10 protein-coding genes and 2 pseudogenes are annotated in these 13,420 nt (G+C 62.7%); 5 read left to right on the plus strand and 7 right to left on the minus strand.

What is annotated here, in order from left to right; all coding sequences use genetic code 11:
- The first annotated feature begins 252 nt into the window (after window positions 1–252).
- From ASE76_RS00165 to ASE76_RS19735, 4 genes are read left to right on the plus strand one after another with little or no spacing between them, the layout of a single operon-like run.
- The gene (locus ASE76_RS00165) at window positions 253–1,005 is read left to right on the plus strand and encodes a 2Fe-2S iron-sulfur cluster-binding protein (protein ID WP_201781825.1); all 753 of its coding nucleotides are present in this window, start codon (window positions 253–255) and stop codon (window positions 1,003–1,005) included.
- The gene (locus tag ASE76_RS00170) at window positions 992–1,984 is read left to right on the plus strand and encodes a xanthine dehydrogenase family protein subunit M (protein WP_055832962.1); all 993 of its coding nucleotides are present in this window, start codon (window positions 992–994) and stop codon (window positions 1,982–1,984) included. The genes ASE76_RS00165 and ASE76_RS00170 overlap by 14 nt, the downstream gene beginning before the upstream one ends.
- Before the next feature lie 14 nt (window positions 1,985–1,998).
- Complete coding sequence (locus tag ASE76_RS00175; RefSeq protein ID WP_055832964.1) at window positions 1,999–4,191, plus strand: xanthine dehydrogenase family protein molybdopterin-binding subunit; 2,193 nt, start codon at window positions 1,999–2,001, stop codon at window positions 4,189–4,191.
- Window positions 4,192–4,249: 58 nt separating this feature from the next.
- Window positions 4,250–4,600 carry a cyclophilin-like fold protein gene (locus ASE76_RS19735; RefSeq protein WP_082447809.1) on the plus strand — a complete coding sequence of 117 codons (351 nt, stop codon included), beginning with the start codon at window positions 4,250–4,252 and terminating at the stop codon, window positions 4,598–4,600.
- A 951-nt stretch (window positions 4,601–5,551) separates the two neighbouring features.
- Here the strand turns inward: ASE76_RS19735 and ASE76_RS00180 are convergent.
- The 3 genes and pseudogenes from ASE76_RS00180 to ASE76_RS00185 all read right to left on the minus strand — a co-directional run.
- Window positions 5,552–5,911, minus strand: coding sequence for a Nif11-like leader peptide family RiPP precursor (locus ASE76_RS00180; protein ID WP_168389194.1), 360 nt, complete (start codon window positions 5,909–5,911; stop codon window positions 5,552–5,554).
- A gap of 682 nt (window positions 5,912–6,593) precedes the next feature.
- Window positions 6,594–6,998: pseudogene (locus tag ASE76_RS21005) on the minus strand (methyl-accepting chemotaxis protein); the annotation flags it as partial.
- Window position 6,999: 1 nt separating this feature from the next.
- Window positions 7,000–8,588 (minus strand): annotated as a pseudogene (locus ASE76_RS00185) (methyl-accepting chemotaxis protein); the annotation flags it as partial.
- 218 nt (window positions 8,589–8,806) lie between these two features.
- On the opposite strand from ASE76_RS00185, the gene ASE76_RS21315 reads away from it, so the two are divergent.
- Window positions 8,807–8,929: a hypothetical protein gene (locus tag ASE76_RS21315; protein ID WP_255357246.1), complete on the plus strand. Its 123-nt coding sequence runs from the start codon at window positions 8,807–8,809 to the stop codon at window positions 8,927–8,929.
- Between the two features lie 85 nt (window positions 8,930–9,014).
- Here the strand turns inward: ASE76_RS21315 and ASE76_RS00190 are convergent, their stop codons facing one another.
- From ASE76_RS00190 to ASE76_RS00200, 4 genes are all read right to left on the minus strand, one after another.
- Entirely contained in the window at window positions 9,015–10,457 is a 1,443-nt protein-coding gene (locus ASE76_RS00190; RefSeq protein WP_168389195.1) for a site-specific integrase, read from the minus strand.
- Window positions 10,458–10,808: 351 nt separating this feature from the next.
- The gene (locus ASE76_RS20305; protein ID WP_156362468.1) at window positions 10,809–11,042 is read right to left on the minus strand and encodes an AlpA family transcriptional regulator; all 234 of its coding nucleotides are present in this window, start codon (window positions 11,040–11,042) and stop codon (window positions 10,809–10,811) included.
- Between the two features lie 386 nt (window positions 11,043–11,428).
- On the minus strand, window positions 11,429–12,868 hold the full coding sequence (locus ASE76_RS00195; protein WP_156362469.1) for an integrase family protein: 1,440 nt from the start codon (window positions 12,866–12,868) through the stop codon (window positions 11,429–11,431).
- A gap of 307 nt (window positions 12,869–13,175) precedes the next feature.
- Window positions 13,176–13,400, minus strand: a complete 225-nt coding sequence (locus ASE76_RS00200) for a DUF3072 domain-containing protein (protein WP_055832974.1) — start codon at window positions 13,398–13,400, stop codon at window positions 13,176–13,178.
- Between the last annotated feature and the right edge of the window lie 20 nt (window positions 13,401–13,420).

Genomic DNA, 13,420 nt, shown 5'->3' on the forward strand with positions numbered 1-13,420 from the left:
CATTAGCAGCGGTAATAAACCCATTAAGCATTCGTCAGGTAGTCGGCCGCGGCCGTGTTTGACACAGTGCTGCGTAGCCTGAAACAACGACGAGAAGCCCTCTGCGCCCGGCCCCCGCGGGCCCTGCTCCGCCGACGTGTTCCCCATTTACAAGGACCCAGTCCCATGCCCCACGACATCCGCCACGACCCCGACCGCCGCGACGACCTTTTCGCCGAACTCAGTGCCGACGAGGCCGCGCTCCTGCGCGAAATGCCGGCACTCGGCGACGTCGGCCAGGCACGACGGACCTTCATGATGCAGACCAGCGGCGGGGGCATCGGACTCTTCGCCGCCCAGCTGCTGGTGACCGAATCGGCACTAGCGCAGATGGCGCCGGCGGCGGGCGCGGCGTCCGCGCCGGTGGTGGCGCAGAACGTCGTGAAGGTCACTTTCCAAGTCAACGGCACGCCGCGGACGCTGGACCTCGACTCCCGCGTCGTGCTGCTCGATGCGCTGCGCGAACGCCTCGCGCTGACCGGCTCCAAGAAGGGTTGCGACCAGGGCCAGTGCGGCGCTTGCACCGTGCTGGTGGACGGGCAGCGGGTGCTGTCCTGCCTGACCCTGGCCGCCACGCTCGAGGGGCGGGAGGTCACCACCATCGAGGGCCTGGCGAAGGGCGACCGGCTGCACCCCCTGCAGGCGGCCTTCATCAAGCACGACGGCTTCCAGTGCGGCTACTGTACGTCGGGGCAGATCTGCTCGGCTGTCGGCCTGCTGGACGAGGCCCGGCGCGGCCAGGTGAGCCACGTCACCGGGAACGTCGCGAAGACCACCACCCGCCTCACCGACGACGAGATCAGGGAACGCATGAGCGGCAACATCTGCCGGTGCGGTGCCTACCCCGGCATCGTCGCCGCCATCCAGGAGGTCCACTCGGGCCGCCAGGCCGCCCAGACCTGGGGCTTCGCGCCCGAGACGTCCGTGGCTATCGCCCGGCAGGAGGACGGCCATGCGACCGTTTGAGTACGTACGCGCGTCGGATACCGACGCAGCCACCGCCGCCCTGTCCGCAATGCCGCAGGCCCAGTACCTCGCGGGCGGCAGCAATCTGCTGGACCTGATGAAGGAAGACGTCGAGCGTCCGACGCGGCTGGTCGACATCACCCAGCTGCCGCTGCGGGAGATCCAGCGGACCCGCTCTGGCATCTCCATCGGCGCCCTGGCCACCAACACCGACACTGCCAACCATCCGCTGATCCGCGAGAACTATCCGCTGCTCACCCAGGCGATCGTCGCGGGTGCCTCGGCGCAGTTGCGCAACATGGCCACCAATGGCGGCAACCTGCTGCAGCGCACCCGCTGCAACTACTTCTACGACACCGCCATGTCGTGCAACAAGCGCGAGGCGGGAACCGGCTGCGGGGCGCGCGAAGGCCTCAACAGGAACAGCGCGATCCTGGGCTGGAGCGATGCGTGCGTCGCGACCTATCCCGGCGACATGGCCACCGCGCTGTACGCGCTCGATGCCAAGGTGCTCGTCCGCACGCCGGACGGGCGCCAGCGCCTGATCGGCATCGGCGACTTCCACCGGCTGCCGGGCGACACGCCGCAGCGCGACAACACGCTGGAGCACGGCGACCTGGTCGTCTCGATCGAGCTGCCGGTGCCGGCGAGCGGCTTCGCCCGCCACTCGCACTACCTGAAGGTGCGCGACCGCGCCTCTTACGCCTTCGCGATGGTCTCGGTGGCCGCCGCGCTGGACATCGACGGCAGCCGGATCCGCCAAGCGCGCGTGGTGCTGGGAAGCGTTGCGCACAAGCCCTGGCGCAGTGCCGAGGCCGAGGCCGTCCTGGTGGGCCAGCGTGCCGACGAGGCGACCTTCCGACGCGCGGCCGAGGCGGCGCTTCGGGACGCCCGCCCGCTGGCGCACAACGCCTACAAGGTTGAGTTGGGCCAACGCTCCGTCGTGCTGGCGCTGATGCGCGCGGCCCGCCTAGCCTGAAGAAAGTACATCGCATGGCACGCTATCTAGGCAAGGAAACGACCCGCGTCGACGGGCTCGCCAAGGTCACCGGCAAGGCGAAGTACGCCGCCGAATTCCAGGTCCCGAACGTCGCCTACGGCTTCATCGTGCTGAGCACGGTCGCCAAGGGCCGCATCGCGGCGATCGACATCCGCCAGGCCGAGCAGGCGGGTGGGGTGATACGTGTCTTCACGCACCTGAACGCGGGCCGGCTCGGGCCCGCCCCGGCCGCGGATGCGGCCCCGGCGTGGTCCTGGCCGCTGCAATCGGACCGGGTGTTCTTCAGCGGCCAACCGATCGCGCTGGTGGTAGCCGAAAGCTACGAACAGGCGCGGCACGCGGCGCGGCTGGTGAAGGCGACCTACGTCACCGAGCCCCACAACACCGACTTCGCAACCGTGCTGGACCGCGCCCTGCCGGACCCGGACACCGCGAAGGGCAAGCCGCGCGGCGACCCTGCCGCCGCCATGCAGGCCGCGGCCGTCAAGATCGAGGCCGAGTACCGGATTCCGATCAACCACCACAACCCGATCGAGCCGCACGCGGCCATCGCGTTCTGGCAGGGGGACCAGCTCACCGTCTTCGACAAGACCCAGCAGGTCTTCGGGGTGCAGGCCCATCTGGCGGAGGGCCTCGGGGTGCCGGCCGAGAACATCCGGGTGGTGTCCCCGTTCGTCGGTGGGGCGTTCGGCGCGTCGCTCAAGCCCAACTACTACCCGTCGTTGACGGCGATGGCCGCGCGCGCGCTCCAGCGGCCGGTCAAGGTGGTCTACACCCGGGCCCAGATGTTCACCGGCCACGGCTACCGGCCGCACACCATCCAGAAGATCGCGCTGGGCGCCGACCGTGATGGCAAGCTGTCGTCGATGATCCACGAGGCTTTCCACAACACCTCGTCGTTCGAGGCCTTCTCGGACGCGACCACCGGCTTCACCCGCCAGCTCTACGCCTGCCCCAACCTCCACGCGCCGCTGAAGGTCGCGGCGACCGACCTGGCCACGCCTACCTGGATGCGCGCACCGGGTGCGGTGAGCGGGATGTTCGCGCTGGAATGCGCCATGGACGAACTGGCCCACAAGCTCCGGATCGACCCGATGGAGCTGCGCCTCGTCAACTATGCGGAAGTGGACCCCGAAAGCGGCAAGCCCTTCTCCAGCAAGGCCCTGCGCGAGTGCTACCGCCTCGGCGCCGAGAAGTTCGGCTGGAAGCACCGCAAGGCCGAGCCGCGGTCGATGCGGGACGGGCGCCTGCTGGTGGGCTGGGGCATGGCGTCGAGCGTCTGGGGCGCGATGCAGATGCCCGCCAGCGCGCGCATTACGTACCGCGCCGACGGCACGGCCGGAGTGTCCAGCGGCACCAGCGACATCGGGCCCGGAACCTACACCGTGATGACGATGATCGCAGCCGAATTCCTCGGGCTTCGGCTGGAACAAGTGCATTTCGAGCTGGGCGACACCCGGCAGCCAAAGGCGCCAGCGCAGGGCGGCTCGTGGACGACGTCGAGTGTCGGCTCAGCCGTGCGCGGCGCCGCCCTGGCGGTCGCCGCGAAGCTACTGCAGCTTGCCGACCGGGATGCCGCGTCGCCTCTTAAGGGCGCCACCGCGGCGCAGGTGGAGATGCTCGACGGCCGCCTGCACCTCAAGCGCGATCCGTCGCGCGCGGTCGACATCGCCGATCTCATGCGCCGCACCGCGACGGCCGAGATCACCGAGACCTACGATTCGACGCCTTCGCCGGAGCGTGCCAAGTACGCATCGCTCGCGCACGGCGCCCAGTTCGTCGAGGTGAAGGTCGACCCGGACCTCGGCACCGTCAAGGTCACCCGCGTGATCGAGGTGACCGCCTGCGGCAAAATCCTGAATCCGCTCGCCTCGCACAGCCAGGAAATCGGCGGCGTGGTCTGGGGCATCGGTATGGCGCTCGAGGAGGCGACCGAGATCGACCACCGCTACGGCCGGATCATGAACGCCAACCTGCAGCACTACCACGTGCCGGTGAACGCGGACATCCATTCGATCGAGACCATCTTCGTCGAAGAAGAGGATTCCATCGTGAACCCGCTGGGGGTGAAGGGCATGGGCGAACTCGGAATGGTCGGCATTCCCGCGGCCATCGCCAACGCGATCTTCCATGCGACCGGCAAGCGGGTGCGCGATCTGCCAATCACCCCGGAGAAGCTGCTGTGACGACTCGGCCCTCTGTGCATCGCCTCGCGCTTGGCATGGTACTCGGAGGGGCGGTCGCATGATGGTCCGGATCGCGGTGGACGGCGTTGTCATTGCGACTGGCTTGCTCGACGACAATGCCAGTGCACGGAATTTCGCAGCGTTGCTCCCGCTCGATTTACTTTTGAATGATTACGAAGCGACCGAAAAGATCGCCCACCTGCCCCGCAGGCTGTCGACGGTGGGAGCACCCACCTCCTGGACACCGTCGGCCGGCGACATTGCGTATTACGCTCCATGGGGAAATCTCGCGATTTTCTACGCGCCAGGCCCTTTGTCTGAGGGTCTTGTGCGGCTCGGGCGATTACATGTAGGCACCGAAGCTTTGCGGCGCGTTGGTCCGGTAGCGGTGAGAATAGTTTTCGAGTAAGGTGGGCGCGTCGCTCGCCAGCCAGTAACGACGCACCAGCAAACTGCACCTCATAAGACTAATTGCGCAATTTAATCTAGCTAAATCCAAGTTCTGATAGTTGGCAGTTGCAAAACTCAGGCACGGTAGATGCGTCCGGCACTGATAATTTGCATCATCAGAAATGGATAGTCTCGTCGGTTTGGGATATTACTTATTGCGTTTACAGCAGAGTCTCAGGTCACTGTGAATGGCTGTTTAACACAGCCATGATGGAGTCCAACAACACTAGGCGGGCAGCACCGAAAACTTCACAAGTTTCGGTTGCCAATCTCGAGCCAACTTGCAACCTTGGGAGAGTGAAACCCGACTCATCACCTATTTTCGCCAGCGCGCACAACGGATATTTGTGTTGTAACGTCTAGGGCATGCGCAGGCTCACACCGCCCGAATTTTGTTGACGTGGCCAGCCGCCGGTCTTCATATCCAGGAGCTACGGAGATAGAAGCTCGTAACGCGCCGACCACCCCGTCAGACCTCCATTAATGCCGCCCGATCCAGTGCGTCGCACTGCCTTCGCCGGCATTACCGTCCACGACGAGCGCCTCTGCAGCCTGCTGAATTACTCCCCGCACAAAGCAGCATCGCCATTCCGGTTGGATTAGCCAATCGGATTCATTTCGGATAGTGCAATAGGTCCGTGTTCAGGCGATGTTTTGAGGGTCTGTTGTCGGTTTTTGGACTGTTTTCCGGGCGTTATCCCGCCACCGGACGGAGCTGTCCCAGGGACCGCATGCGTACCAGGCTGTAGGCCGCCATGGTCAAGACGAACACTTGGTCCGCAAGCGAACTATCAGAAGAATGCAATTAATGCTGGAGTTCCCGGCAGATTGCGTTTTCAATCTCTTAAAGCCGGAAGTAGAAAAGCCGCCTTGCGCGGCCTTTCCAAGTATCGAATCACTACCCGGTTGATTACCAACCAGAGAAGAAATCGGAGACCTTGTTGCTGGCGTATGAAATCCCGCCCTTCATCTCATGAGCCACGCCCTTGACCTCGCCTTTCACATCCTTCATCACGCTATTCGAGGATTTACCTCCGGAAACAGCCTCGAGCTGCATGTCTGACAATTCGCCGCTCTCGGCTACGTTGCGCTGCTGTTCGATCCACGTCTCCGCTTCGGCATACGAGAATTCGTAGCCCAGCTCCTTGCCTTTCGCGACGACGCGAGCCGTGAAGTCTTCCGGCGTGGTGAAGTTGGCCATCAACTCCTGCATCAGCGCTGGCTCGTCTTTGACGCGGGCATAAAACTGTTCGATCTGGACTTGGGACATGCGGAACTCCTGGTGTTGTGGCGCCATCTGGCGAGACGGACTGAATCTATCCCAACACCCAGGTCGAAACTTGGCTCTGCGTCTCAAATCGCTATCGTTGCGTCCGAGGGTGCGGGTCTAAAACGTCTCAGGCGAATCAGCTCCGGTGTATGTCAAGTCGAGCTGTAAGCCGTCAGCTGGAGCAGGTGTCCAATCCTTCGAAAGCGGCACCGGTGGAGGGGCGAGGCCTCCCATGCGCGCCTTCAAATGCTTTGTCGCTGCCGGACTGCCATCCGGCGTGCACAGGAGTCACCAGGCGCATGTAGGAGGCAAGCATGTCTTCGGTGCCGCGTACCGATACTTCGATCATGGCTGCAACACCGCCGACTCGGCCCCGGCCGTCCAGCCGGAGCGGTAGTACAGCAGCCCTCCACCGTCAGGCTGCCGGTGGTATTGCTCTCGGGCGCGGCGAGGGTAATGTGGGCAGACCGCACCGCGACATCGACTATTGCGTTTTTATGTCGGCGATACCGCCAGCCAGCGGCACGACGGTCACGGCATGGGTGGCATGGTCTTGGTCGACCTGGGCGCCGTCCTGGTACTGGGAGCGGTCGAGCGTGGGGTTACCGCTAGTGCGGCGAAGGCGTTACTGTTGTTGCCGACCTGCACGACTGCCGGTGCCACGTCGCCAACGCAGAAGCGATCAGAAACTTTCCCAGTCATCGCTCTTCGGATCCGGAGTAGCGGAACCAAACGATGTGCTGGTTGGGCCAGCCGCTTTGGCGGCAGGCTTCGGCGAGACAGGTTTATTGGTTAGCTGGGGGGTGGAGCCCATCTTTGGTTTCGCCGGCGAGGAAGTTGGTGTTGCCGGAGCAGCTTTTAGCGCGACAGTGCGGACATCGACCGGTGACGACAAACCCGTCGATTGCGCTGGGACCTGGACGGTAGGCGCAGCATGGCTGCCCAGCTTGAACACCGAGATCGCATCGGTCAGCCGCTGGGCTTGGTCGCGCAGCGAGGATGCGGCCGCCGCACTCTCCTCCACCAGCGCCGCGTTCTGCTGGGTCATCTGGTCGAGGTGGCCCACCGCCTGGTTCACCTGCCCGATNTGGTCGCGCAGCGAGGATGCGGCCGCCGCACTCTCCTCCACCAGCGCCGCGTTCTGCTGGGTCATCTGGTCGAGGTGGCCCACCGCCTGGTTCACCTGCCCGATGCCGTCGCGCTGCTCCGACGAGGCCGCATGGATCTCCGCGATCAGGTCCGAGACCTGCCGCACGCCCTGGACGATCTCGCCCATGGTCTGCCCCGCCTGGGCCACCTGGCGGGAGCCGACGTCCACCGTCTCCACCGACGCGCCGATCAGGGTCTTGATCTCGCGCGCGGCCTGCGCACTGCGCTGGGCCAGGCTGCGCACTTCGCTGGCCACGACGGCGAAGCCCCGGCCCTGCTCGCCCGCCCGAGCAGCTTCGACCGCCGCATTCAAGGCCAGGATGTTGGTCTGGAAGGCGATGCCGTCGATGGTGCCGATGATGTCGCCGATCCGCCGCGACGAGCCGCTGATCTGCTCCATGCTGGCGACCACCTCGGCCATGACCTCGCCGCCGCGGGTGGCGGCTTGCGCTGCGGTGCCGGCCAGCTGGCGCGCCTGGTGGGCGGTGTCGGTGGACTGGCTGACGGTGCTGGTCAACTGCTCCATGCTGGCGGCCGTCTGTTGCAGGCTCGAAGCCGCCTGCTCGGTGCGGGCCGACAGGTCCTGGTTGCCGTGGGCGATCTCGGACGACGCGGTGGAGACCGATTCGACGCCCGAGCGCACTTCGCCGACCACCCCCCGCAGACGCTGCACCATCGTGTCCAAGGCCTGCAGCAATTGCCCGAACTCGTCGCGGCGGGTGTCCTGGATTTCCTGGGTCAAGTCGCCTGCGGCGATGCCGTCCGCGAAACCCACCGCACGCCGCAGCGGCTGCACGATGGAACGCACCAGCGCCGCAGTCACCAGCATGCCAACGGCAAGTAGCAGGACCGCTATTGAGAACGTGTAGACCATCACGGTGCGGCGTCCTGCTTCCAACTCAGCGTTGGCATGCTGACGCTCTAGTTCCTCGGCTTTTACAAAGCTGTCCTGGGTTGCCAGGTAGGTCGCGATCGCCGGTGAGAACTGCGTATTGACGAAGTTTTTTGCTGCCGCCGCATCTCCGGATGCCTTGAGTTCTCGGACTTTGGCCAGCAGAGCGAGCACCTTGGTGCGGTCTGCACTCACTTTTTCGAATGCAAGCTTTTCCTCGGGCGACACCAAAAGGGTCGTGATCTCCTTTTGCAGCTCGTTGATGCGGGCAATGACCTCCTTGACCCGCTGATCAAGGTTTGCCGCGAGCTCGGGTTCGCTGCTGAGCGCTCCGGTCACGATCATGGACGTCGACAACTCGGTCAGACCACGCCATCGAATCGCCGTAGAAACGCTTTTGTCGAGACGGGACATCTCGGCCAGCGCGCGGTCCATGTTGCGCTGGGCAAAAACTTGGCTACCTATCGCAAGTGCAAGCATGGCTGTCATGAGACCGGCTATCACCAGCCACAACTTCTTCGATACGCGTAAGTTCGTCAATCCCATGCCATTCCGTGTTTCATCAAGCTGTAATAGAACTGTAATAATTTTATCCATCCTTGTGCGGATCGTTTGATCGGGACATCGACTCGGCATGCCTTCCAACCAAACAACTGACACCTTGGAGACACGTCGTTTTGTCCTTTGAGGTGGGCGGAAGCAACCATCAAATCTTTGAAGCCCGTGGTCACCATGGCGAGCCTAGATCTCCCAATCAGATGGCCGAAGGACAGCGGTCAGGACAGGCGTTGAGCGATCGAGTAGCCCCGATGGCTATCGCAGGTGTATCGCCAGCACTCAACCGCGAGTTCCTTGTGGCTGACATCAACAATCAAAACCCTGCAGACGACCTCCAGCCCAACACCCAGGTGCTGGAACTTCGCCCGCAAGCGGTCAAGCAGTCCGGTGGAATGCGCCTCGCGGGCGATGCCTTCTGACGGAACTCGTTCGTACGTCCCTCAGGTCAGCACCTTCAACGTTTGGAACGGCTGCGATGTGACCACGATCTGTTCGGCTAATACGCTATTTGCCCTCTTGGTTAAACGACTGCTTCACCCGTTTGACGAAGTCGTCAGGCCGCTTGTTGTAGTAACGCTCAAGCATGCGCGGGTCCGTGTGCCCAGTCACGTAGCCGATTTCGTTGGCCCGCAGATCGGTCTGTTCGAAGAAGCGGCTTGTGGCTTCGTGCCTTAGGTCGTGACGTCGCAGGTCGGTTGCGCCGATTCTTTCGCGGGCCCGCCTGAACGCCGATTTGCATGCCTCGATGCTGGCTTCGAAAACGGCCTCTCCCGTGCGCGGCTGAGTCGCCAAGATACGCATCGCCCGCAGTGAAAGAGGAACGATCCGTCCCTTGCCGTTCTTGGTGATTTCCTTGGGCAGATCGACGTATCCCCGGGCGAGATGCACATGGGCCCAGCGCAGCTTGAGCAGCTCGCCGCGGCGCATGGCCGTCTCGATGGCCAGACTGACCAACGCCCAGTGCCTACCCTTGTCCCTGACTCGCGCTTTCAGCGGCGCCATTAGCTTTTTCTTGGCACGTGCCTTCAGGGTGGCGTCAGTCACCACCCGTTTACGTTCGGTAAACCAGCCAGGGTAGCGCAACGCACGGAGCAGGGCCTGCTGTTCTGACTGTGGCATCGCCAGCAAAGCCTCAGTGTCCGGATCGATTTCGAAGGCATCGTCGGCGGTTTTACGACGCTTGCTGGCGTTGGCGCTGCCCTTGTCGCCATCTGGGGCATGGGAGCGCATGCGCTCCTCTTTCAGCGCCCGACGTGCTTCCACCGGAACGTAGACATCCTTCAGCCTGCGGTCCCTCTCATCGCCCTCCCCGGCTGGCACCCGCGAGACGAGTTTCCCTGAGGCCGCGTTCGCAGCGAGATGGAGTTTCCATTCGCGGCGAGCCAATGCGATGACGCGGCCCATCAGCTCGAGCTCCTTGTTGACGTTCGCACCTTTGACCGGTGGGTCACCGAGCCTGCCCTGCAACCGGGCATCACGGTAGGCCGCGATGTCGCCCGGCTGTAACGCGGTCATGACGATGGAGGCTAAGGCCCGCTGCTGCAGGCAACGCATGCGAACCCGTGCAGGATCGTCGTTCGGGCGATCTGCCAGCACGGTCGCATCGTACTTTCTGAACAAATCACCGAGCGTGTTGTTGTCCGCCTCGCGGTAGTCGACGAAGCGGCGGGACACGATCTCGCCGTCTTTGACTTTGACCCAGTCATCTGCAGCCTTCCGGGTCGGGAACGTCTTGCAAAGGTCGGGCGCGAGCCGGGACCGGATCCGCACCTCCCATGCGATGGAGATCACCTGGATCTTTTTAGCCTTGGCAAACCCGGCCAGTTGGAGTTGCGACATGTATTCCCTCGCGTCCGTCTCTGCCTTGAAGGTCCTGACCTTTTCATCGCATTCGTCTGGCGGGACGACCTTCCACCGAACGCTTTTGACCTTGCGAATTGCACCCATCTCGCACTCCCTGAGCCCTTGTCGTTGAGGGAGGCCCGCGTTGCACATGTTCGGCATTGACGCAAAATTGACGCGAAGTCGCAAAAGCCCCAGCCAAACGGGAGCAATCGGGGTGCAGGGATTGAGAGAGGAAAACGAAAAAACCTCGTAAATCAAGGACTTACGAGGTTTTGAATTTGGTGGGTGATGCAGGGTTTGAACCTGCGACCCCTGCCGTGTGAAGGCAGTACCCAAGCCAAGCGTCAGTAATTTAATAAGGCAATCTTATTGCCGGTACCGCTTAGAACGTAGCAAATCCCGGTTTTTTCCAGTAATGGGTTTGGTGGACCCCCACTCTCGTCTTTGCTCACTTCAGACTGGCGTCTTTCGTTGAACAATCAGATCGGCAACCGTAAGCCGCAGTGCTTCTCCAACTTCGCCCCGCACCATGGCAGCCTGCAGCGACTCGATCTCTGAAGAAATCCAGCGGTTGCGATGGCCCACTTGAATCGGCGGCGGATAAAGTCCCGATTTCACACCTTCAAGCCAGGTCGTTCGACTGATGTCCATTCGCTGCAAGACCAAGGCCAGCCGCAGGAAGTGCATGGGCCTGTCGACTGGGCGATAGGGTCGAAGATTATTCGACGCGGAATTTCCCGCTTCGGGGTTGGATGGATGGAGGGTTACACTCGGCATAAAGACGCCTTCAAGGGTCTGTTTCGAAAGCACCTGCGCTCCCTTAATTTCCGACATCGATTTCGAGGTCTTGACGGAAACTGGGCTTCGGCTTCAGGTACTGATTCATCCGTTTTCACTGGACTTACTTCACTGTACGTCCCCTCAGCACGCTGTTTTGCCACTTTAGGGTGTTAAACAGCGTTTTTCTTTGCCGATTTTGGTCGTTTGGGCTGGTTTACGCCTACGAGTCCCGGTTGCTTAGCACAAAATAATCCACTCGACGGCCAGTTTCTCCCCGCCGGACCGTTTTCAAATCACGATTTCGCCTCGGTTGAAATCTCCAGCAGTCGCACCTGGGCCAGGTAATCGTTCCAGGCGCGAAGCGTTTCTGTTTTGGCGTCGAGGTGAGCGTCTTTGTCGTAGTGGCGGTCCTGCACGCCGGTGAGTCCATGCGAGAGGGTCTGGGCTCTGACGTCCTTCGAGATTTTTAAGCGGCCCGCCATGAGGGTCTCGACCGTGCGCCGGATGTCGCCACCGCGGAAAGGTGCCGTGACTTTCTCTGCTGCGCACAGGGCTCTGCTGATGCGCTTGACCATGTCGGAAGGCGTTTCCGGGGCCAGCGGTACGCCGTCGAGGGCGAACAGAATGCCTTCCGGGTTCTTTTGGCTGCTCAGTGCATCGGGAGGATTGAGTGCGCGCAGTGTGTCGAGGAGGGTTTTGATCTCCGGCAGGATGGGCAGCGTGTGTTTGCGGGGATGGGCGCGTCGACCCTTGCCGTCGTAGAGGTCGAAGGTGGTGCGGTGGACGTCGGATTGCTTTAGCCGGAGCATTTGCTGCATCCGCTGGCCGCCGAGGGCCAGTTGCATCTGCAGGGCGATCCGCGAGAGGCTCAGCGGCATGGCGTCCAGGTGGCGCAGGTAGGCGCCGAGTTCTTCGGGTGCGAGGCTGCGCTCCCCTACCCTGTTGAAGGCCTGGGCCATCTTGGTGGCAGGGACTGCAGCTGCGGGGTTGCTGAGCAGGCCGAAGCCTGCTGCGGCATTGGGGGCCATGGGGTCTACGCTTGCACCGAGAGCGAGGTTGAAGGCTGCAGACATGTAGCTGCGCAGCTTGAGGGCGGTCCTGCCAATCTTGTCTTTGACTCCGGGGCCGACGAGTCTTCCCAGGATGCGGGAGACATGTTCCGGGGTGATGGCAGAGGCAGGCAGCTCGGCAAATGCGGGAAACGCCAGGAGGACATGGTTCTTGAAGATGTTCTGGGCGTCGTAGGCACTGTCGGTCTTGCCCTTGTCTCGCAGTGCCTCGATGTAGGTTGCCAGCATGGACGCCAGGCTGCGCTCGGCGCTGGTCTTGTGGTCTGCGATGGCACGGGCTTGCGCCACGCGGGTGTCCTCCCGGTCCAGAAGGCGTTGCGCGGCCGGATCAGAGCCTGCCTTGATAGATACCTGCCACTCGGCCGCTACGGCGCGGGCTTGGGACAGCGTGAGGCAGTTCTCGGCTTCGGTGGCACTGTAGCGGCCGAGCGAGGGGCGACGCGTGACACCGTCGCGGCTCCACTCATAGATCCACTCGGTGACGCTTCCCTGCGCCGTCTTGCGCTTGCGGATCTTGAGGCTGCCGGCACCTGGGCGAACTGCGCCGTCGGCCAGCATGCGGCCGGGTTTCAGGGCGCTGATGGCGGCGGTGGTTAGCGATTTGGGTGCCGTGCGGCGGACCGCTGCGTCGACTGCAAGGGCCGAATTCTTGTCACGATCCATGTCACGATCCAGTTTTGATTGGGGCTGGATCGGAGCGTACACCAACGGACTTGAAATTGCGCTAACTTGTTGATCTACCTAGACCATAGGCATCAGTATCGTGACAATCCGAACGATGCCGAACCCCCGTTCAGGTGACTGTTAATCCGTAGGTCCCTGGTTCGAGCCCAGGTCGAGGAGCCACCTACAAGCCGCAAGGCCTCTAGAAAGCCCGCTATGTTCTGCATAGCGGGCTTTTTCGTTTCAGGCGCGGATGCAGCTCGTCCGTCGAGGGCGTCTGTGCGCGGATCGGTACGTGCCGCTCCGATTATTTGCCAGCGCCTCTGCCGGTGATCTCCTGCAGTTCGTCGATCCGCATGGAGGCCTGCGCCTTGTTCAGCGATTCGTCGAAGTCTACCTTCGCCTCTTCGGACAGCGTCGCCAGATACGACTTCTGTGCGCCGGTCATCGGCTCGTCGCCCGTGACCCAGGTGTTCGGGTCCTTTTCCATGTTGCTGTGTTCTGCTTCGGCTTGGACATGTTTGTCTGTCATGAGAATCTCCGTCTGGATGG

This window comes from Xylophilus sp. Leaf220 (assembly GCF_001421705.1).
Classification (GTDB): domain Bacteria; phylum Pseudomonadota; class Gammaproteobacteria; order Burkholderiales; family Burkholderiaceae_C; genus Xylophilus.

Coding starts and splice junctions, on each gene's coding strand:
- ASE76_RS00165 (WP_201781825.1), top strand. CDS start 253: ATGCCGGCACTCGGCGACGTCGGCCAGGCACGACGGACCTTCATGATG.
- ASE76_RS00170 (WP_055832962.1), top strand. CDS start 992: ATGCGACCGTTTGAGTACGTACGCGCGTCGGATACCGACGCAGCCACC.
- ASE76_RS00175 (WP_055832964.1), top strand. CDS start 1,999: ATGGCACGCTATCTAGGCAAGGAAACGACCCGCGTCGACGGGCTCGCC.
- ASE76_RS19735 (WP_082447809.1), top strand. CDS start 4,250: ATGATGGTCCGGATCGCGGTGGACGGCGTTGTCATTGCGACTGGCTTG.
- ASE76_RS00180 (WP_168389194.1), bottom strand. CDS start 5,911: ATGTCCCAAGTCCAGATCGAACAGTTTTATGCCCGCGTCAAAGACGAG.
- ASE76_RS00190 (WP_168389195.1), bottom strand. CDS start 10,457: ATGGGTGCAATTCGCAAGGTCAAAAGCGTTCGGTGGAAGGTCGTCCCG.
- ASE76_RS20305 (WP_156362468.1), bottom strand. CDS start 11,042: ATGCACTTCCTGCGGCTGGCCTTGGTCTTGCAGCGAATGGACATCAGT.
- ASE76_RS00195 (WP_156362469.1), bottom strand. CDS start 12,868: ATGGATCGTGACAAGAATTCGGCCCTTGCAGTCGACGCAGCGGTCCGC.
- ASE76_RS00200 (WP_055832974.1), bottom strand. CDS start 13,400: ATGACAGACAAACATGTCCAAGCCGAAGCAGAACACAGCAACATGGAA.